General features: G+C 70.9%; 13 protein-coding genes. 7 read left to right on the forward strand and 6 right to left on the reverse strand.

The genetic code is table 11. From position 1 onward, the window contains the following. Positions 1–47 precede the first annotated feature (47 nt). Entirely contained in the window at positions 48–440 is a 393-nt protein-coding gene (locus CHC02_RS15060; RefSeq protein ID WP_089392267.1) for a response regulator transcription factor, read from the reverse strand. Positions 441–642: 202 nt separating this feature from the next. Then, positions 643–1,665 carry a GlxA family transcriptional regulator gene (locus CHC02_RS15065; protein ID WP_244160933.1) on the reverse strand — a complete coding sequence of 341 codons (1,023 nt, stop codon included), beginning with the start codon at positions 1,663–1,665 and terminating at the stop codon, positions 643–645. A gap of 240 nt (positions 1,666–1,905) precedes the next feature. On the opposite strand from CHC02_RS15065, the gene CHC02_RS15070 reads away from it, so the two are divergent. Next, on the forward strand, positions 1,906–2,580 hold the full coding sequence (locus CHC02_RS15070; RefSeq protein WP_089392268.1) for a response regulator transcription factor: 675 nt from the start codon (positions 1,906–1,908) through the stop codon (positions 2,578–2,580). Positions 2,581–2,602: 22 nt separating this feature from the next. After that, positions 2,603–7,729 (forward strand): trifunctional serine/threonine-protein kinase/ATP-binding protein/sensor histidine kinase, encoded by a 5,127-nt coding sequence (locus CHC02_RS15075; protein WP_089392269.1) that lies wholly within the window; start codon positions 2,603–2,605, stop codon positions 7,727–7,729. Here CHC02_RS15075 and CHC02_RS15080 read toward each other — a convergent pair. Continuing rightward, positions 7,715–8,464 carry an SDR family NAD(P)-dependent oxidoreductase gene (locus CHC02_RS15080; RefSeq protein ID WP_089392270.1) on the reverse strand — a complete coding sequence of 250 codons (750 nt, stop codon included), beginning with the start codon at positions 8,462–8,464 and terminating at the stop codon, positions 7,715–7,717. The genes CHC02_RS15075 and CHC02_RS15080 overlap by 15 nt on opposite strands. Then, the gene (locus tag CHC02_RS15085) at positions 8,464–8,874 is read right to left on the reverse strand and encodes a MerR family transcriptional regulator (RefSeq protein ID WP_089392271.1); all 411 of its coding nucleotides are present in this window, start codon (positions 8,872–8,874) and stop codon (positions 8,464–8,466) included. The genes CHC02_RS15080 and CHC02_RS15085 overlap by 1 nt, the downstream gene beginning before the upstream one ends. A gap of 222 nt (positions 8,875–9,096) precedes the next feature. Here CHC02_RS15085 and CHC02_RS15090 point away from each other — a divergent pair, with 222 nt between their 5' ends. The 5 genes from CHC02_RS15090 to nahK all read left to right on the forward strand — a co-directional run bounded on the left by CHC02_RS15090 (position 9,097) and on the right by nahK (position 17,399). Next, on the forward strand, positions 9,097–9,321 hold the full coding sequence (locus CHC02_RS15090) for a hypothetical protein (RefSeq protein WP_089392272.1): 225 nt from the start codon (positions 9,097–9,099) through the stop codon (positions 9,319–9,321). A gap of 70 nt (positions 9,322–9,391) precedes the next feature. After that, positions 9,392–11,680, forward strand: coding sequence for a pyrroloquinoline quinone biosynthesis protein PqqF (pqqF, locus tag CHC02_RS15095; protein ID WP_089392273.1), 2,289 nt, complete (start codon positions 9,392–9,394; stop codon positions 11,678–11,680). Between the two features lie 288 nt (positions 11,681–11,968). Then, a complete protein-coding gene (locus CHC02_RS15100) occupies positions 11,969–13,165 on the forward strand; it encodes a porin (RefSeq protein ID WP_089392274.1) in 1,197 nt (398 codons plus the stop codon). Positions 13,166–13,678: 513 nt separating this feature from the next. After that, a complete protein-coding gene (nosP, locus tag CHC02_RS15105) occupies positions 13,679–14,842 on the forward strand; it encodes a nitric oxide-sensing protein NosP (protein ID WP_089392275.1) in 1,164 nt (387 codons plus the stop codon). Beyond that, positions 14,772–17,399, forward strand: a complete 2,628-nt coding sequence (gene nahK, locus CHC02_RS15110; RefSeq protein ID WP_089392276.1) for a hybrid sensor histidine kinase/response regulator NahK/ErcS' — start codon at positions 14,772–14,774, stop codon at positions 17,397–17,399. Before nosP ends, nahK begins: the two co-directional genes overlap by 71 nt. A gap of 675 nt (positions 17,400–18,074) precedes the next feature. Here nahK and CHC02_RS15115 read toward each other — a convergent pair. Together CHC02_RS15115 and agmR are read right to left on the reverse strand one after the other, a co-directional pair. After that, the gene (locus tag CHC02_RS15115; RefSeq protein WP_089392277.1) at positions 18,075–18,935 is read right to left on the reverse strand and encodes a DMT family transporter; all 861 of its coding nucleotides are present in this window, start codon (positions 18,933–18,935) and stop codon (positions 18,075–18,077) included. Between the two features lie 9 nt (positions 18,936–18,944). Next, positions 18,945–19,610 (reverse strand): response regulator AgmR, encoded by a 666-nt coding sequence (agmR, locus tag CHC02_RS15120; RefSeq protein WP_058070436.1) that lies wholly within the window; start codon positions 19,608–19,610, stop codon positions 18,945–18,947. Between the last annotated feature and the right edge of the window lie 37 nt (positions 19,611–19,647).

A 19,647-nucleotide genomic window follows, 5' to 3' on the forward strand; every position in this document is an offset into this window, starting at 1 on the left:
GTGCGTTGGTCTTGCGGATATATACCCAGGTATCGGTCGGGCAGGTTTCAGTGGCGCTGGCGCAGGGCGGCCTCGATGCAGGCGAGCAGGCGCCCGGCCTCGAAGGGCTTGGGCAGCCAGGCGACCGCGGCGGGAACGCCGGCCGCGGTGCGGGGGACGGCCTCGGGGTAGGCGGTGATGAAGATGACGGGAATGCGCAGGCCCATGGCGGCGAGCCTTTCGTGCAGCTGCAGGCCGTCCATGCCGGGCATCTGCACGTCGGAAACCAGGCAGTGGGCCTGCTCGAACCCGCCGCAGGCGAGCAAGCCGAGGGCGCTGGAGTAGCTGCGCACGCGGTAGCCGCTGGCGCGCAGCAGGCTCTCCAGGGCCGTGCGCACGGATTCATCGTCGTCGACCACGGCGATCACGGCCGCCTGGCGACTCGGGGGTGCTTGCATCATCTGGGGGCGCTCGCGGCGGTGCCTGTCGAGCCTTCAAGATACGCCGCCGGATAATGCGCAGAAGTATACCTGGGTATAACCGGGCGAGACCCGGGTATGGGGTCTTTCAAACTTCAAGCGAACGAACTTTGGCAATTTCCTGGCTTGCCTTGATCAATCAAGGATAAATACATACCCAGGTACCTATGTAGAAAGGCCGCGCTCAGTGCTCGCGGGTGAAACGGCTGCGGTAGTCGCGCGGGGAGAGGGACAGGTTGCGCTGGAAGGTGACGCGCATCCGCTCCTCGTTGCCGAAGCCGCATTGCCGGGCGATCTGCTCGATGCTCTGCGTCGAGTGCTCCAGCAGGCGCCTGGCCGCCTCCAGGCGGAACAGCTCGATGGCCCTGGACGGGGTGCGGCCGGTCTTCTGCTTGTAGACCCGCGAGAAGTTGCGCGGGCTCATCCGCGCGCGCTCGGCCAGGCTTTCCACCGTCAGCCCGGGCTCGCCCAGGTGCTCGGCCAGCCACAGGTGCAGTTCGTCGAACAGCGGGCTGTCCGCGGCCTGTGACTGCAGCAGCGTGCTGTACTGCGCCTGGCCGCCGGGGCGCTTGAGGTACACCACCAGTTCGCGGGCCACCGCCATGGCCACCTCGCGGCCGCAGTCGGCCTCCACCAGGGCCAGCGCCAGGTCGATGCCGGCGCTCACGCCCGCCGAGGTCCAGATCGCTCCCTGCTGGATGAAGATGGCGTCGGCATCCACCTGCACCGCCGGGAAGCGCTGCCCGAGGGTGTCGCACAGGGCCCAGTGGGTGGCGGCGCGGCGGCCGTCGAGCAGGCCGGCCTTGGCCAGCAGGAAGGCGCCGCTGCACACCGCGGCGACGCGCCGGGCCCGCGGTGCGGCGGCGGCTATCCAGGCCGCCAGCTCGGCGTGGCTGTCCAGGGTCTGGCAGATGTCCGGGGCGCCGGGGACCACCAGGGTGTCCACCGCCAGGTTCTGCGGCGGGGCCAGGGCTACGCTGTCCACCGCCAGGCCCTCCACCGTGCGCACCAGGCCGCCGGCGAGGCTGGCGGTGCGCAGGCGGTAGCCGGGCAGGCCGCGTTCGGCCAGCGCCTTGCTGGCGGCCCAGAACACCGTCTGGGCGCCGCTGAGGTCGAGCAGGCCCATGTCCGGGTAGGCCACGAACAGCACGTCGCGCGGGCCGCCGGGTGTTTCGTTCATCATGCTGTCGCCAGGGGTTTCGCTCATCGCCACGCCGCCATGCCCGTTCCAGTTGCCTGGCGGAATACCGCCTGCGGCTGCGCTTTGCAAGCGCGGCGTCGGCGCTGGCCGATAACCTGGGATTTATGGCCTGGCGGGCGCGCGCGGCGGCGCGCTAGCCTTTTCCGGATGACAACCGTCCGGCCGCCGCGTTGCCGGGTGTGGCGGCATGGGCTAGATTTTTCGGGCTGCATGCCGTGCGCACCGCCGGCCGCCAGAGGAGACGAAATGAGTTCGTGGTCGCAATCGGGTTCGGCCCAGGGCGCCGCCGGCCACCAGGACCCCGTGGTCTACGTGGTGGACGACGACGAGTCGATGCGCCTGGCGCTGTCGGGCCTGCTGCGCTCCATCGGCCTGCGCGTGGAGGCCTTCGAATCCCCCCGGGACTTCCTCGCCTTCCCCCGCCACGACGTGCCCAGCTGCCTGGTGCTCGACGTGCGCCTGCGCGGCGAGAGCGGCCTGGCCTTCCAGGAGCAGGTGCAGAAGCACGGCCTGCGCATGCCCATCGTGTTCATGACCGGCCACGGCGACATCGCCATGACCGTCAAGGCCATGAAGGCGGGGGCGGTCGACTTCCTCGCCAAGCCGTTCCGCGACCAGGACATGCTCGACGCCGTGGCCAGCGCCCTGGCCAGGGACACCGAGCGGCTCGCCGCCGAGCGCTCCAGCGCCGGGCTGCGCGAGGCCTATGCCGCGCTCACCGCCCGCGAGCGGGAGGTGATGGGCTACGTGGTGGGCGGCCTGATGAACAAGCAGATCGCCGCCGAGCTGAACCTCAGCGAGGTGACGGTGAAGGTCCACCGCGGGCAGCTGATGCGCAAGCTGGCGGCGCGCTCGGTGGCGGACCTGGTGCGCAAGTCCGAGGCCCTGGGCATCGCGCCGCAGACGCGCCGGGCCCCCTGAGCGGGCGCGGCGTGGAGCGGGGATGAGCGACAGACAGCAGGCCCTGTGGGATGACGGCGAGCGCGTCTTCAGCCGTGGGCGGCACCCGCGTGACGAAGCGCTGAGCGTGCTGCTCGCGCGCCCGGCCGGCGAGCCGCCGCAGCCCGCCAGCCTGGAACGCCTGGCCCACGAGTTCGGTCTGAAGGACGAGCTGGATGGCGCCTGGGCGGTCTGCCCCCTGGCGCTGCTGCGCGAGGGCGGGCGCAGCCTGCTGGTGCTGGAGGACCCCGGCGGCGAGCCGCTGTCGGCCCGGCTGGGGGCGCCCATGGAGACCGGCCGCTTCCTGCAGCTGGCCGTGGGCATCAGCGCGGCCCTGGGCCGCCTGCACCAGCGCGGCCTGGTGCACAAGGACCTGAAGCCGCCGCACATCCTGGTCGACTGCGCCGATGGCCGCGTCCGCCTCACTGGCTTCGGCCTGGCCTCGTGGCTGCCGCGCGAGCGCCAGGCGCCCGAGCCGCCGGAGACCATCGCCGGCACCCTGGCCTACATGGCGCCCGAGCAGACCGGGCGGATGAACCGCTCGATCGACTCGCGCAGCGACCTCTACGCCCTGGGCATCACCCTCTACCAGATGCTCACCGGCGACCTGCCGTTCGCCGCCAGCGAGGCCATGGAGTGGGTGCACTGCCACATCGCGCGCCAGGCGGTGCCGCCCGCTGCGCGGGTGGCGGGCATTCCGCCGCCGCTGTCGCGGCTGGTCATGAAGCTGCTGGCCAAGACCGCCGAGGAACGCTACCAGAGCGCCGCGGGGCTGGAGCACGACCTGCGCCGCTGCCTGGCGAGCTGGCAGCGCCAGGGGCGCATCGACGACTTCCCGCTGGACGGGCACAGCGTGCCGGAGCGCCTGCTGGTCCCCGAGAAGCTCTACGGCCGCGACGCCGAGGTGGCCACCCTGGTCGCCGCCTTCGAGCGCATAGTCGGCGGTGACGCGCCGGGGCTGGTGCTGGTGTCCGGCTATTCCGGCATCGGCAAGTCCTCGGTGGTCAACGAGCTGCACAAGCTGCTGGTGCCGCCGCGCGGGCTGTTCGCCGCCGGCAAGTTCGACCAGTACAAGCGCAACATCCCGTACTCGACCCTGGTGCAGGCCTTCCAGGGCCTGGTGCGCATGCTCCTGGGCAAGAACGAGCGGGAACTGGCGCGCTGGCGCCAGGCCCTGCTGGCGGCGCTGGGCGCCAATGCGCGGGTCATGACCGAGCTGATCCCGGAGCTGAAGCTGGTCATCGGCGAGCCGCCGCCGCTGCCCCTGCTCGAACCGCAGCAGGCGCAGCGCCGCTTCCTGCTGGTGTTCAAGCGCTTCATCGGCGTGTTCGCCCGGCCGGAGCACCCGCTGGCGCTGTTCCTCGACGACCTGCAATGGCTGGATGCGGCCACCCTCGGCCTGCTGGAAGAGCTGCTGACCAGCGACGACCTGCGCCACCTGATGCTGGTCGGCGCCTACCGCAGCAACGAGGTGGACGAGGCCCACCCCTTGCGCGCCACGCTGCGCAAGGTCGGCAAGGCGCAGGTGCGCATCGACGAGATCGGCCTGGCGCCGCTCGGCCGCGCCCACGTCGAGCAGCTGATCGCCGAGGCGCTGCACGGCGAGCCGGCGCACGTCCGCCCGCTGGCGCAACTGGTGCACGGGAAGACCGCCGGCAATCCGTTCTTCGTCATCCAGTTCCTCCAGGCCCTGGCCGAGGAGGGCCTGCTGGCCTTCGACGCCGGCGCGCGGGGCTGGCGCTGGGACCTGGGGCGCATCCAGGCCATGGGCTACACCGACAACGTCGTCGACCTGATGCTCGACAAGCTGGGCCGCCTGCCGGCGCAGACCCGCGAGGTGCTGCAGCAGTTGGCCTGCCTGGGCAACCGCGCCGAGGCCGGGGCCCTGGGCCGCGTGCTGGCGCTGCCCCGCGGCCAGCTGCAGCGGGCCCTGTGGGCGGCCATCCGGCAGGAGCTGGTGGAGCGCGTGGACGGCGCCTACGCCTTCGCCCACGACCGCATCCACGAGGCGGCCTACCTGCTGATCCCGCAGGCCGAACGCGCCGCGGCGCACCTGCGGATCGGCCGCCTGCTGGCCGAGCAGACGCCGCCGCAGGCGCGCGAAGAGGCCATCTTCGAGATCGTCGGCCAGCTCAACCGCGGCGCCGCGCTGATCGCCGAACCGGCCGAACGGGAGCGGCTGGCCGGGTTCAACCTGCTCGCCGGGCAGCGGGCCAGGGCCTCGGCCGCCTATGCCTCGGCGCTGGCCTATTTCAGCCGGGGCCTGGAGCTGCTGGACGAGGCGTGCTGGCAGGCCCGGCACGAGCTGATGTTCGCCCTGGAATCCGGCCGCGCCGAGTGCGAGTTCGTCACCGGCCAGGTGGCCGTGGCCGAGCAGCGCCTGCGGGCGCTGTCCGGGCGCGCCGCGACCACCGTGCAGCGCGCCTGGGTGGCCTGCCTGCAGGTGGACGTCTACCTGATCCTCGACCGCCGCGACGACGCGGTGGCCGTGTGCCTGGATTTCCTCCGCCACGTGGGCATCGACTGGCCGGCCCACCCGGACGACGCGACGGTGCAGGCCGAGTACGAACGCATCCGCGCGCAGCTCGGCGCGCGGCCCATCGAGACGCTCATCGACCTGCCGCCGATGCGCGACCCGCTCGCCCTGGCCACCATCGAGGCGCTGACCACGCTGTTCTCGCCGGCCCTGCACACCGACGGCAACCTGGCCTGCCTGACCATCTGCAAGGCCATCAACCTCAGCCTGGAGCACGGCAACGGCGACGCCTCCTGCGTGGCCTACGCCAACATCCCGCGGGTCGCCGGGCGGCGTTTCGGCGACTACGACGCCGGCTTGCGCTTCGGCCGGCTCGGCTGCGAACTCGTCGAACGGCGCCGCCTGGAGCGCTACGAGGCGCGCACCCTGCTTTCCTTCTCGCTGTTCGCCGCGCGCTGGGTGCAGCCGGTGCGCGCCTGCGACGAGCAACTGCGCCGCGTGTTCGACAGCGCCAACCGCACCGGCGACCTGCCGTTCGGCGCCTTCGCCTGCAACAGCCTGGTGTCCAACCTGCTGTTCGGCGGCGAGCCGCTGCCCGAGCTGCAGGCCGAGGCGGAGCGCGGCCTGGGCTACGCCGGCAAGGTGGGTTTCGGCCTGGTCATCGACTTCCTCGACAACCAGCTCGCCCTGGTCCGCATGCTGCGGGGCCTGGCGCCGCGCTTCGGCCGCCTGGACCAGGGCGGCTTCAGCGAGGCGGACACCGAGGCGCGCCTGGCCGGCGCCTCGCGGGTGTACAGCTGCTGGTACTGGATCCGCAAGCTGCAGGCGCGCTACTTCGCCGGCGACCACGCGGCGGCGCTGGAGGCCTCCGCCCAGGCGCAGCCGCTGCTGTGGACTTCCCACGCGTTCATCGAGGAAGCCGAATACTGCTTCTTCGACGCGCTCGCCCACGCGGCGCTGTGCGACGCCGCTGCGCCGGGCGACCGCCACCTCGGCGCCGTGGCCGCGCACCGGGAGGAACTGCGGATGTGGGCGCACCTGTGCCCGGCCAACTTCAGCTGCCACGTCCTGCTGCTGGAGGCCGAGCTCGCCCGCCTGCAGGGCCGCGTGGCGGATGCCGAAGTGCATTACGAGCAGGCCATCCGCGCGGCCCAGGAAGGCGGCTTCATCCAGGTCGAGGCGCTGGCCAACGAGCTGGCGGCCGCCTGCTACGCCACGCGCGGGCTCGACAGGGTGGCCCGCGTCTACCTGCAGGGCGCCCGCGACTGCTACCTGCGCTGGGGCGCCGAGGGGAAGGTGCGGCAGCTGCAGGCGCGCCATCCCTTCCTCGGCGAGCCGGCGCCGGCGCCGGGCCCCACGGCCACCATGGCCACCCCGGTGGAGCAGCTGGACCTGGCCACCGTGCTCAAGGTGCTGCAGACCACCTCCGGCGAGATCGCGCTGGAAGGGCTGGTGGACCGGGTCATGCGCACGGCCATCGAACAGGCCGGCGCCGAACGCGGCGTGCTGGTGCTCCAGGGCGCCGGCGAGCCGCGCATCGTGGCCCAGGCGACGGTCGACGACGACGCGCCGGCGCTGCAACTGCGCGACGAGCCGGTGAGCGAGGCGCTGCTGCCCGAGGCGGTGCTCTACCAGGTGCTGCGCACCGGCCGGAGCCTGGTGCTGGACGACGCCCTGGCCGAGGCGGCGTACGCCAGCTCGGCCTACGTGCGCAGCCGCCAGGCGCGCTCCATCCTCTGCCTGCCGCTGATGAACCAGGGCCAGCTCACCGGCGCCCTGTACCTGGAGAACAACCTGACCGCCCGGGCCTTCAGCCCGGCGCGCACCGCGGTGCTCAAGCTGGTGGCCTCGCAGGCCGCCAGTTCCCTGGAGAACGCCCGGCTGTACCGCGACCTCGCCGAACGCGAGCGGCGCTACCGCGAGGTGCAGGCCGAACTGGCCCACGCCAACCGCGTGGCGACCATGGGCCAGCTCACCGCATCCATCGCCCACGAGGTCAACCAGCCGATCGCCGCCACCGTCACCAACGCCTACGCGGCGCAGCGCTGGCTGGCGGCGCAGCCGCCGGAGCTGGGCGAGGTGGGGCAGGTGCTCGAACGCATCGTCAAGGACGCCAACCGCGCCTCGGACGTGCTCAAGCGCATCCGCGGGCTGCTGCGCAAGGCGCCGTCGCAGAAGGCCGCGGTGGACATCAACGAGGCGATCCTGGAAATGGTCGAGTTCACCCGCGGCCAGGCCGCCAAGGGCGGTGTCTCCGTACGCACGCGGCTGGCCGACGGGCTGCCGCCGGTGCAGGGCGACCGGGTGGAGCTGCAGCAGGTGCTGCTCAACCTGATCATCAACGCCATCGAGGCCATGGGCGAGGTCGACGACGGGGTGCGCCGGCTGGACATCGAGACGGCGGCGGACGGCGAGGGCGGCGTGCGGGTGAGCGTCAGCGACACCGGGCCAGGCTTCGCCGCGCAGGACGCCGGGCAGGTCTTCGCGCCTTTCTACACCACCAAGCCCAGCGGCCTGGGCATGGGCCTGTCGATCTGCCGTTCGATCATCGAGGCCCATGGCGGGCAGCTGCAGGCCTTGGCCAACCCGCCGCGTGGCGCGCTGGTCCGCTTCGACCTGCGGGGCTGCCCGGGCGAGGCCCTAGAGCTGCGATAGGCCGCCGTCCACGCACAGGTCGACGCCGGTGATGAAGCTGCTGTCGTCCGAGGCGAGGAACAGCGCGGCGTTCGCCAGCTCCTCGGGGCGGCCGAGCCGGCCCAGGGGAATCAGGCCGGCCACCTGCCTTTCGAACGCGGCGAACTGCTCGTCGCCGATACCCATCTTGCCGATGATCGGCGTTAGCACCGGGCCCGGGCTCAGGCAGTTGACGCGGATGTTGCGCTGCCTGAGCTCCCCCGCCCAGCTGCGCGCGAAGGAGCGGACGGCGGCCTTGGTGGCGGCGTACACCACATGGGCGTCCAGGGCCTTGAGGTGGGCGATGGACGACACCAGCACGATGGAGCCGCCGTCGCGCAGCAGCGGCAGGGCCTTCTGGATGCTGTAGAAGACGCCTTTGACGTTGATGTCGAACTGCTCGTCGAATTGCGCCTCGTCCACCTGTTCGCCCGCGGCGGGGCGGATGACGCCGGCATTGGCGACCAGCACGTCGAGCCGCCCGTACAGCTGGCCGATGCGCTGGTACAGCGCGTCGATATCGGCCAGCCGGCTGGCGTCGGCGCAGATGCCCAGGGCGTTCCCGCCGATCTGCCCGACGGCCTCGTCCAGCACCTGGCGGCGGCGCCCGGTGATGACCACCGTCGCGCCCTCCCGGGCGAACCGCTGCGCGGTGGCCAGGCCGATGCCGCTGTTGCCGCCCGTCACGAGCGCGATCTTGTCGTTCAGCTTTCCCATCATTCCTCCAACGTCGTTGCCGAGTGAGTTTGCGTGGGGGATTGCCATGCAGGATCGGCCGGCAGCGGCAGGTAGCGCCCGATCTTCTCCGCCAGCTTCGCGCGGCGATCGGCGAGCCGGGCCTGGAGCGCGTCCAGCGCCTGGAGCTTCTCCACGTGCCGCTGCAGGCAGGCGAGGAAGCCTTCGCTGTCTTCCTCCTCTTCCAGGTAGTGCAACAGGCCGTGGATCTGCCGGGTGCTGAAGCCGCACTCGATCAGTTCGCGTATCCAGCGCACGCGCTGCACCATGGCCGGGGCGTAGTCGCGATAACCGTTTTCCAGCCGCGACGACGCGATCAGCGCCCGGGCTTCGTAATGACGAAGCGCGCGGGTGCTCGCGCCGCTACGCAGTGCCAGTTCGCCAATCCGCATGTTCACCTCCACCGGCGGAACTCTAGGGGCTTGACGCTAGCGTCAAGGTCAAGCGCCCGGGCTTGCCCGGCGCGTGACTTCGGACGGCGATTATAGGAACGCGGCCCGGCGGCAAGAAATGCACCTGGGTACAGGCCTGGCATACCTGGGTATGACGGCCGGCGGGGGGCGCAGGCCGGCTCGTCTATGCTGGAATTTTCGACTGCCTTGCGAGGGTGCGTCATGGGCCTGAACGATGCGAGCCAGCGGCTGCGGCGCGAATTACTGAACATGGCCTTCCGCCACGAGGGGCTGGCGACCGACCTGGGGCGGGCCGCCGAGCAGCTGCCGGCGTCCCAGGCGGTGCACCTGGTGCGCATGGCGGCGTTCCTGCAGGGTGATGCCGAACGGCTGATCGCCATGGCCGAGCAGGTGCGCACGGGCGTCATCAGCGCCAGCGGCCGCTGACCCCTCCAAAGCACTATTCCCTTCCTCCGGCGTGCGGGTAAGGTGGCGGCAGAACACCACTGGATTGCCCATGAACCGCAACGCCACGCCCCCGCAGGCCCGCCAGGTCGTCCTGGCCAACGGCCTGGGGCTGACCCTGGTGCACGATCCGCAGGCCACCCGCGCCGCCGCCCTGGCGCGGGTGGCGGCCGGCAGCCATGACGAGCCGCGGGCGCACCCGGGGCTTGCGCATTTCCTCGAACACCTGCTGTTCCTCGGCGGCGCGCGCTTCGCCGCGGGCGAGCGGCTGATGCCCTGGGTTCAGGCGCGGGGCGGGCGGCTGAACGCCAGCACCTGGGCGCGCACTACCGACTACTTCTTCGAAGTGCCCGCCGCGGAGCTGGACGGCGGGCTGGCGCGCCTGCTCGACATGCTGGCCCGGCCGCGGTTGGAAGTTGGCGCGCAGCTCGGCGAGCGCGAGGTGCTGGAGGCGGAATACATCGCCCGCGCCAGCGATGCCGGCACGCTGATCGACGCGGCCCTGGCCGCCGGGGTGGCCGAGGGGCATCCGCTGCGCCGCTTCGTGGCCGGCCGGCGCGCCAGCCTGGCGGTGGAGGAGGCGGGTTTCCAGGGCGCGCTGGGGGACTTCCATGGCGGCTTCTACCGGCCTGGCAATGTGCAGCTGTGGCTGCAGGGGCCGCAGTCCCTCGACGAATTGCAGGCCCTGGCCGCCCGGCACTGCGGGGATTGGCGGCCCGGCCCGGTGCCGCCCCGCGACCTGCCGCCGGCCCTGGCGCCGCTGGCCGGCGACAGGCTGCACCTGCGCCTGCCCGGTGCGCCGCGCCTGGTGCTGGGCTTCGCCATGGGCGAGCTGGATTCTGTTGCTGAGCAGACCTTCGACGCCCTGGCCGGCCTGCTGGCCGACGAGGCGGATGGCGGGTTGTTGGCCTGGCTGGGTGAGCGTGGACTGTGCGATGTGGCGAGCTTGCGGGTGGCCTACCGCGCGCCGGGGCAGGCGCTGCTGGCGGCGACCTTCGAACTGGCGCAGGCGCGGGATGCCGCATTGGTCGAGGCGGCCTTCCTCGACTGGCTGCGGGCGTTGCGCGAGGGTGGCGGTGCTGCGTTGGTGGCGGACGAAGCACGGCAACTGCCTCCCCTGGAACAACTGCAGCGGCGGGCCCGGGGTCTGCCGGCGCCGGTCTCGCCGCAATGGCTGGCGGCGCTGGACGCTTCGCGCCTGGTCCGCCTGCTGGTCGCGGCGGATGCGCCGGGCCAGCCCGCCCGCGTAGCCGGCTTCGACCTGCACCTGGGGCGCAGCCCGGTCGAGCCCGTGGCCTTCGCTCCTCAGCCCTGGCGCTTCGCGGCGCCACCGGCGGCCAGCACGGCGGCGACGGGCTCGATTCATTTGCGTTGGCGCTTCCCGAGCGCGCCAGCCCATAGCCACTTCCTCGCCTTGCGCCACGGCCTGCGCCCGCTGGCCGGGCTGGCGCGGCGCAATGGCGTGAGTCTGCGCCTGGACGAGGAGGGCGCCGACTGGGCCCTGGACCTGCAAGGCCCGGCCGATCGCCTGGAAAGCTGCCTGGACAGCGCCCTGGCGCTGCTGGCCGAGCCCCCCGCGGTAGCGCTGGCCCAGGGGGATCGCCTGCTGTTGCGCGAGCGGCAGCAGAAGGCCGCCGAACTGCCGATCCGCCGCCTGCTCGACGCCTTGCCGGTCCAGTTGGCGGGGGAGGGTACGGCTTTGCCGGACTGGTCCTCGGCGCGCTGGGATGTGCTGGCGCGCAACGCCGAACCTCCCCGGCCAAGTCGGGTGCCCGGCCTGCTGGCGACGGAGCTGCTGCTGCCGCCAGCGCTGGTTCCGGGCCGCCATCGCTGCGACATGGCGGGCGAAGGCGAGTCGGCGCTGCTGCTGTTCTACCCGCTGCCAGGGCGGGATGCGCCGCAAGAGGCCGCCTGGCGCCTGCTGGCGCGCGAGCTGGAAGGCGGCTTCTACCAGCGCCTGCGCGTCGAGCTGAACCTGGGCTATGCGCTGTTCTGCGGTTTCCGCCAGGTCGCCGGCTGGCGCGGGCTGCTGTTCGCCGTGCAGTCGCCGCACGCCCGGCCGGACGCGCTGTTCGGCCACCTGCGCACCTTCCTGGAGGACGCCGCCATCTCCCTGGGCGAACTGCACGAGGCCCGCCTGCGCGACCTCGCCCACAGCCTGGCGAATGAGCCGGCCAGCGAGAACGCGGCCTGGCGCGACCAGCTCGCCGGCGTCGCCGCCGACCACGCGCAACGCGTGGCCGAGGCGGCCCGGCGCATGACCCGCGCCGACCTCCTGGCCGCCCACGCCGCCTTGCTGGGCGAGCAGGGCGGCAGCTGGCTGCTGACCAACCGCGCCTGACCCCCTCCAACCCTCCTTCCACCGCTGCCCGGGCATACCGCCCCGGGCACGTACGCCTGCGACTTTGGTCCTGCGTCGCAAGGCCCGCTGCCAAGGTGCCGCTACCCCCGCGACCAAGGCGCCGAGCCTTGTGGTGGCCTGGTGCCATGGCCTTGCGCAGCGCTCCGGCAAGCCCCACGCAAGCAGCGGCGAAGCGCGCCCAAAGCAGCGTATGGCGCCGCGCAAGCCGTTTCGATAATCGCCTCCGCCACGACCCCGAACGGTCATCCATCCCCTGCGGAGCGCGTCATGAACAAGAACAACACCGCCATTCGCCGTTTCCTGCCCCTGGCCCTGGCCTCGCTGGGCAGCCTGGGCTGCCTGCCGGCCGTCGCCGACATCAAGCTGTACGACAAGGACGACACCACCTTCTCCACCGACGGCTACTTCAATGCCTTCTACGTCAACAGCGACGTGGACCGCGAGGGCGAGACCTACGACCGCCGCCAGTCGCGGGTGAAGATGGGCTTCCTGCCCAACTACATCGGTTTCAACTTCGGCAAGAAGATCGACGGCCTGACCCTCACCGGGCGTTCCTCGTTCTGGGTGACCATCAACGACAGCGAGCAGGACGGCACCGACACCGCCATCGACGTGCGGCAGTTCTACGGCAACGTGGCCGGCGACTGGGGCGAGGTGCTGATCGGCAAGGACTTCGGCCTGTTCTCGCGTTCCAACATCTTCCTCGACGAGCTGCTGGCCGGCTTCGGCAACGCCAGCGACACCCTCGGCCTGGTGGATGGCAAGGGCGTGTCCTTCGGCAACATCGGCACCGGCTACCCGTACCCGTTCCCCACCTCGCAGATCACCTACCGCAACAACAGCCTGGTGGACGGCCTGCGCGTGGCGGTGGGCATCATGGACCCGATCGACACCAACCAGATCGACAAGGACGCCAGCGACGGCCTGGACGACAAGGCCTACCAGGACAACCCGCGCTACGAGAGCGAGATCAGCTACCAGTTCGACCTGGCCGGCGCGCAGATCTACAGCTGGGTCAACGGCGCCTACCAGACCTCGAAGAACACCAACGACCAGGTCGACGACGTGACTTCCAAGGGCCTGGGCTACGGCATCCAGGCCAAGTTCGGCGGCGTGTCGCTGACCGGCTCGGGCTTCACCGCCAAGGGCATCAACCCCTTCTTCACCAACAACGCCGGCGAAGCGGCGCTGCGCGAGGTGGACAGCCGCGGCATGCTGCTGCAGGGCTCCTACAGCTGGGGCAAGAACCGCCTGGCGCTGTCCTACGGCAAGACCGAGGACGACGGCAACGGCCTGGGCAGCGCGGCCGACTACTCCACCCGCGGCATCGCCTACTTCCGCACCATCAACGACAACCTCAAGCTGGTGGCCGAGTACAACCAGTACGAGATCGACGGCCGCAAGGGCTCGCTGGTGAGCGAGGACACCGACACCTTCGCGGTTGGCGCGGTACTGAACTGGTAATTCCCGAGCTCCTTTGGCAGCAATTGGGCGGGGCGACGGTGACGTCGGCCCGCCGTTTTTTTTGCAGGCAGGGCGGGCGGGGTCCATCCACGGCCTTCTGCGCGCGGCGGGCCATCGCGGACGGAGTCCGCTCCTACGCCAGTGCTTCCTGGAATCGTAGGAGCAACTGTCTTGCCGGCTGCGCCGATGTGCTCTTCGTAGGAGCGAGCTTGCTCGCGAACAGGCTCCGCTGCGGGGCTTATTCGCGAGCAAGCTCGCTCCTACGAGAAGCAGTGCCCCCGGCAGGGTAGGAGCAGACTCCGTCCGCGATTCGGCGGATAACGCCGTAGGCGTTATGCGCCCTACGAAACTGAAGGGAGCGGGCCCTGCCCGCGAATCGCGCGCAGGGCGCGCTCCTGCGAACGACATGGAGCTACGCCTTTCGGAGGTCCCCGCCAGCACCCAAGTAGCATGGGGCCGCGCCGGGCGCCTTCGTAGAATGCTCGCGAGGTCAACCGGCGTTGAGGCAGGCGTATGCAGGAAGGGCAGGGGGAAGGCGTGGTCAGGGGCATGTCCAGTGCCCGCGACGCGGAGGCGGTGGCCCAGGACCTGGCGCGCCAGCTGATCCACCCGCACCTGGGCTTCGTGCTGTTCTTCTGTTCCGCCGAGCACGACCTGCCGGCCCTGGCCGCCGCCCTGGAGCAGTACTTCGGCGGCATCGAGCTGGTCGGCTGCACCACCGCCGGCGAGATCACCCCCCAGGGCTACGGCCGCGGCTGCGTCAGCGCGGTGGGCTTCGACGTGCGCAGCTTCGCCGTGGCCAGCGCGCTGATCGACGAGATGGAGCGCTTCAGCCTGATCGACGCGCAGCAGCTGGTGGAGGCCCTGGTGGCCGACTGCCGCAGCAGCGAGCTGGCGCCGATCAAGGACCACAGCTTCGCCCTGACCCTGCTCGACGGCCTGTCCAGCCGCGAGGAGGTGGTGCTGGCGGCGCTCAGCGCGGCGCTCGGCGCCATCCCGCACTTCGGCGGCTCGGCCGGCGACGACAACCACCTCACCCACACCCACGTCTACTACCAGGGCCAGTTCCACACCGGCGCGGCGGTGGTGCTGCTGTTCAACACCTGGCTCGACTTCGAGGTGTTCACCACCCACCACGTGGTGCCGCGCGGCGAGAAGCTGGTGGTGACCCGCGCCGACAGCGCCAGCCGCCGGGTGCTGGAGCTCAATGCCGAGCCGGCGGCCCTGGAGTACGCCCGGCTGGTCGGCGTGGAGCCCCAGGCGCTGAGCTTCGAGCTGTTCTCCCGCCACCCGCTGGCGGTGCGCATCAAGGACCAGTACTACGTGCGCTCCATCCAGCAGGTGCACGACGACTTCAGCCTGACCTTCTACTGCGCGGTGGAGAACGGCATCGTCCTCACCGCCATGAGCACCGGGCCCCTGCTGCCCAACCTGCGGGCGCAGTTCGCGCGCCTGCACGAACGCCTCGGCCCGCCGCTGCTGACCATCGGCTGCGACTGCTTCCTGCGCCGCCTGGAGCTGGAAGTGGCGGGCGACACCGCAGCCACCGCCGAGTTTCTCCGCCACCAGCAGGTGATCGGCTTCAACACCTACGGAGAGCAATTCAATGGCATGCACATCAACCAGACCTTCACCGGTGTCGCCATTGGCCGTCCCCGTGGCGGCGCAGCCGGCTGAGCTGCAGGCGCGCATCGAGGCGCTCGAGCGCGACAAGCTCAAGCTGCAGCGCATCAACACCGCGCTGATCGAGCGCATCGAGTCCAGCGCCTCGCGCGGCGACGGCGCCTACGGGGCCTTCCAGCACTCGGTGGTGCTGGCCGAGCAGGTGCGCGAACGCACCGACGCCCTGAGCCAGGCCATGGCCGAGCTGAAGTCCAGCAACCAGCTGCTCAGCGATGCCCGCCTGCGCGCCGAGACCGCCCACCAGCACCTGCTGGACGCCATCGAGAGCATCTCCGACGCCTTCGTGCTGTTCGACCCGCAGCAGCGCATCGTGCTGTTCAACGAACGCTTCCGCGCGCTCTGGGCGCCCACCCGCGCGCGCCTGGGCGCCGGCACCCGGCTGAGCGAAGTGCGCCGCCTGGCGCAGAGCAGCGGGCTGATAGTCGAGGAGCAGCGCAGCAGCGACGACGAACACACCCTCTACCGCCTGCGCAACGACCGCTGGGTGCGCATGAGCGAGCGGCCGACCCGCGACGGCGGCCTGGTGGTGCTCTACACCGACATCACCGAGATCAAGCTCAGCGAGACCGCGCGCCGCGAACAGGCGGTGGCGCAGAAGTCGCACCTGCTGCAGCGCGCCGTGGACAACCTGTCCCAGGGCGTGGCCATGGTCGGCGCCGAGGGCACGCTGGAGCTGTGGAACCGGCGCTTCCTGGAACTCTGCGGGCTGGCGCCGATCGGCGCGCACCGGCCCTTCGCCGACGTCATGGGCGAGAGCGGCCTGCCGCTGCTCACCCCGCGCAGCCGCGACGCTTCCGGCGCGCCCCTGGCGGCCCTGGAGCAGCGCCTGTTCGACGGCCGCATGCTGGAGATCCGCACCCATGCGCTGCCCACCGGCGGCTTCGTCAACACCTTCACCGACATCACCGAGCGCTACCGCCACGCCGAGGCGCTGCGCGAGAGCGAACGCTGGATCCGCCTGATCACCGACCAGGTGCCGGCGCTGATCGCCTACCTCAGCGCCGACCTCAACTACGAATTCACCAACAAGGTCTACGAGCAGTGGTACCGCTGGCCCAGCGGCTCGATGCTCGGGCGCAACCTGCGCGACGTGCACGGCGCCGAGCACTGCCAGCGCCTGGAGCCCTACTTCGAGCGGGCGCTGTCGGGCGAGAGCGTGACCTTCGAGATCGCCGAGACCAACCTCGCCGGGCAGGAGCGCTACATGCAGCGTTCCTACGTGCCCAACCGCCAGGCCGACGGCCAGGTCGCCGGGCTCTTCGTGCTGATCCGCGACATCACCGAGCGCCGCCGCACCGCCGAGGCCCTGCACCAGGCCTACCAGAACCTGGAGCAGCGGGTGCGCGAGCGCACCGCCGAGCTGACCAGCCTGAACGACCAGCTCAAGCGCGAGATCGACGAGCGCAGCCAGGTCGAGGCGCGCCTGCGCGAGGCCAAGCGCGAGGCCGAGCAGGCCAACCTGTCGAAGACCAAGTTCCTCGCCGCCGTCAGCCACGACCTGCTGCAGCCGCTGAACGCCGCGCGGCTGTTCACCAGCGCCCTGCAGGAACGCGGCGGCGACGGCCTGGTGCGCAACATCAGCCACTCGCTGGAGGACGTGGAGAACCTGCTGGGCACCCTGGTGGACATCTCCAAGCTCGACGCCGGGGTGATCAAGCCGGACATCGCGCCCTTCGAGGTCAGCGAGCTGCTCGGCAACCTCGCCGCCGAATACCGCCAGGTGGCCGCCAGCGAGGGCCTGCGCCTGGACTACGTGGCCTGCGGCGCCCAGGTGCGCAGCGACATGCAACTGCTGGCGCGGATCCTGCGCAACCTGCTGTCCAACGCCATCCGCTACACCCCCAGCGGGCGCGTGCTGCTGGGCTGCCGACGGCGCCGGCAGAGCCTGTGGATCGAGGTCTGGGACACCGGCATGGGCATCCCCGCCGACAAGCTCGGCGAGATCTTCCAGGAGTTCAAGCGCGGCGACACCCAGCGCTCCAACCAGGACCGCGGCCTGGGCCTGGGGCTGGCCATCGTCGAGAAGATCGCGCGCATGCTCGGCCACCGCATCCAGGTCGGCTCGGTGCCCGGCAAGGGCTCGCGCTTCGCCGTCGAGGTGCCCCTGGCCCGCCGCGTGGCCCGCACCCGGCCGGAGCCGGCGCAGCAGGCCGAGCACCTGGTGGAGCGCCTGCGCGGCTCGCGGGTGTGGGTGCTGGACAACGACGCGGCCATCTGCGCCGGCATGCGCACGCTGCTGGAGGCCTGGGGCTGCCGGGTGGTCACGGCGCTGTCGGAAGAGGACCTGGCGCGCCAGGTGGACAACTTCCACGCCGAGTCCGACCTGCTGATCGTCGACTACCACCTGGACGACGGCTGCAACGGCGTGGACGCGGTGGCCTCGATCAACGCCCGCCGCGGCACGCCGCTGCCGGCGCTGATGATCACCGCCAACTACAGCAACGAACTCAAGCAGCAGGTGCGCGAGCTGGGCCATACGCTGATGCACAAGCCGGTCAGGCCGATGAAGCTGAAGACGGCGTTGTGCCATTTGATGGACAGGGCGGGGTGAGGCTGGCGTTGTACCTGTAGGAGTGCGCCCTGCGCGCGAAAATCGCGGGCAGGGCCCGCTCCTACATGGGAATGGTGGGTGGGGCGGGTAGGGCGGATAACCGTTCGCGGTTATCCGCCGTTGGTTGGGCCGTGGTGGTGAAGGTTCGACTTCGGCGCAGGGGTTGGGTCCGCAACCCTCTCCCCAGCCCTCTCCCTGAAGGGAGAGGGGGCAGTCCGTGCAGCCGATGGTTTTCGTGCCATCCGGCAACACCGGCGTGGCCGGCGAGCGCCGAAATCACACTTCACGCCGAACGGTCCCCTCTCCCTTCAGGGAGAGGGTTAGGGAGAGGGAGCGAGGGTGGGTTTGGCAGTGGAGTAGCAGGTCTGTAGTGGTCGCGTAATAACGGATCAGGTTCGACTTTGGCGCAGGGGTTGGGTCCGCAACCCTCTCCCCAGCCCTCGGCTGCGCGCCCCGCCCTGAAGGGAGAGGGGGCTATCCGTGCCGCCGGTGGTTTTCGTGCCACCCGGCAACACCGGCGTGGCCGGCGAGCGCCGAAATCACACTTCACGCCGAACGGTCCCCTCTCCCTTCAGGGAGAGGGTTAGGGAGAGGGAACGGAGGTTGGTTCAGCAGCGGAGTCACCGGGAAGCCGGTTCGCGAGCAAGCTCGCTCCTACGAAAAGCCAACCAGTGCTCAGGCCCGCTGCACAGTCGGCGCGCGAACCTTGGCGCGCAGGATCAGCGCAATCCCGCCCAGCACCGCACAAGACACCAGCAACAACCGCACCCCGATATGCTCCCCCAGCACCAGCGCCCCGGACAACGCCGCCAGCACCGGCACGCTCAACTGCACCGACGCCGCCTGGATCGCCGACAAGCCCGGCAGCGCCGCATACCAGATGGCATAGCCAATCCCCGAGGCCAGCGCCCCGGACAGCACCGCGTAGACGACCCCAGGCACATCCGCGCGCAACTGGCCATGGAACACCAGGGCGAGCGCGGCCGCGAAGGCTATTGCGCGGACGAAGTTGCCGGTGGTCACCGCCAGCGGATCGCCCGCGTTGCGCCCCAGCAGCGAGTACAGGCCCCAGGCCACGCCCGACAACAGCATCAGCAGGGCGCCGGCCAGCGGCGGCGCGCCGGCGCCGGGCAGCAGTTGCACCAGCAGGCCGCCCAGGGCCAGGCCGAAGCCCAGCAGGGCCTGGCCGGCCAGGCGTTCGCCGTGCAGCAGGCCGACCACCAGCATGGTCACCTGCACCGCGCCGAACAGCAGCAGCGCGCCGGTTCCGGCGTCCAGTTGCACGTAGGCATAGGAGAAGGCCGCGGCGTAGGTGAACAGCGCCGCCGCCGCCCGCCAGTTGCCGCGGGCCTGGCCGGCCCGGCCGCGCAGGCGCAGCAGCAGGCCGAGCATCAGCGCGCCGGAGAGGATGCGCACCCCGGTGAAGCTCACCGCATCGAGCTGGGTGGCCTTGAGCGCCAGGCGGCAGAGCAGCGAGTTGCCGGCGAACGCCAGCATGGCCAGGGCGGTCAGCAACAGGGTGCGCGAAGCGGGCATGGGCGCTCCCTAGCGGCGCAGGTAGGCGGCGAAGTCGATGTCGCCGGCGCTGAGGATGGCCTGCACCCGGTTGTGCACCTTGAGCTTGCGCAGGATCGCCGAGACGTGGGCCTTCACCGTGGTCTCGGCGATCTCCAGGTTGTAGGCGATCTGCTTGTTCGATTCGCCCTTGGTCATGCGCTCCAGCACCAGCAGCTGCTTGCGCGTCAGCGCCTGCAGCAGCTCCGGCGGAATGCCGTGCTCCTCGTGGCCGCTGCGCCGCGGCGAGGCCTTCTGGGTGCGGATGATGTCCGAGGGCAGGTAGACGTTGCCGTTGAGGATCTGCTCGATGGCCTCGGTCATCTGCGCCCGCGGCGAGGACTTGGTGATGAAGCCCACCGCGCCGTAGGTGATGGCCTGCAGCACCACCTGCTTGTCCTGCTCGGCGGAGACGATCACCACCGGGATGGTCGGCGCCTCGTTGCGCAGGTTCATCAGGCCGCTCAGGCCGTGCATGCCGGGCATGTTCAGGTCGAGCAGGATCAGGTCCAGGTCGTCGTGCTCCTGGGTCAGGCCCAGGGCGCTGTCCAGGTCGGCGGTCTCCATCACTTCGCTGCCGGGGAAGCCGTCGGCGATGACGTTGTGGATGGCCTCGCGGAACAGCGGGTGATCGTCGGCGATCAGGATCTTGTACATGGCCTACACCTCGTTGTTGTCGTTATGGCGGCGGCTA

The organism is Pseudomonas delhiensis (genome assembly GCF_900187975.1).
GTDB lineage: Bacteria > Pseudomonadota > Gammaproteobacteria > Pseudomonadales > Pseudomonadaceae > Pseudomonas > Pseudomonas delhiensis.

What these genes read in the sequence shown, in the direction of transcription:
- CHC02_RS15075 (WP_089392269.1), top strand. Translation starts at nt 2,603, where the DNA reads ATGAGCGACAGACAGCAGGCCCTGTGGGATGACGGCGAGCGCGTCTTC.
- CHC02_RS15100 (WP_089392274.1), top strand. Translation starts at nt 11,969, where the DNA reads ATGAACAAGAACAACACCGCCATTCGCCGTTTCCTGCCCCTGGCCCTG.
- CHC02_RS15060 (WP_089392267.1), bottom strand. Translation starts at nt 440, where the DNA reads ATGATGCAAGCACCCCCGAGTCGCCAGGCGGCCGTGATCGCCGTGGTC.
- agmR (WP_058070436.1), bottom strand. Translation starts at nt 19,610, where the DNA reads ATGTACAAGATCCTGATCGCCGACGATCACCCGCTGTTCCGCGAGGCC.
- nosP (WP_089392275.1), top strand. Translation starts at nt 13,679, where the DNA reads ATGCAGGAAGGGCAGGGGGAAGGCGTGGTCAGGGGCATGTCCAGTGCC.
- pqqF (WP_089392273.1), top strand. Translation starts at nt 9,392, where the DNA reads ATGAACCGCAACGCCACGCCCCCGCAGGCCCGCCAGGTCGTCCTGGCC.
- CHC02_RS15080 (WP_089392270.1), bottom strand. Translation starts at nt 8,464, where the DNA reads ATGGGAAAGCTGAACGACAAGATCGCGCTCGTGACGGGCGGCAACAGC.
- nahK (WP_089392276.1), top strand. Translation starts at nt 14,772, where the DNA reads ATGGCATGCACATCAACCAGACCTTCACCGGTGTCGCCATTGGCCGTC.
- CHC02_RS15085 (WP_089392271.1), bottom strand. Translation starts at nt 8,874, where the DNA reads ATGCGGATTGGCGAACTGGCACTGCGTAGCGGCGCGAGCACCCGCGCG.
- CHC02_RS15090 (WP_089392272.1), top strand. Translation starts at nt 9,097, where the DNA reads ATGGGCCTGAACGATGCGAGCCAGCGGCTGCGGCGCGAATTACTGAAC.
- CHC02_RS15070 (WP_089392268.1), top strand. Translation starts at nt 1,906, where the DNA reads ATGAGTTCGTGGTCGCAATCGGGTTCGGCCCAGGGCGCCGCCGGCCAC.
- CHC02_RS15065 (WP_244160933.1), bottom strand. Translation starts at nt 1,665, where the DNA reads ATGAGCGAAACCCCTGGCGACAGCATGATGAACGAAACACCCGGCGGC.
- CHC02_RS15115 (WP_089392277.1), bottom strand. Translation starts at nt 18,935, where the DNA reads ATGCCCGCTTCGCGCACCCTGTTGCTGACCGCCCTGGCCATGCTGGCG.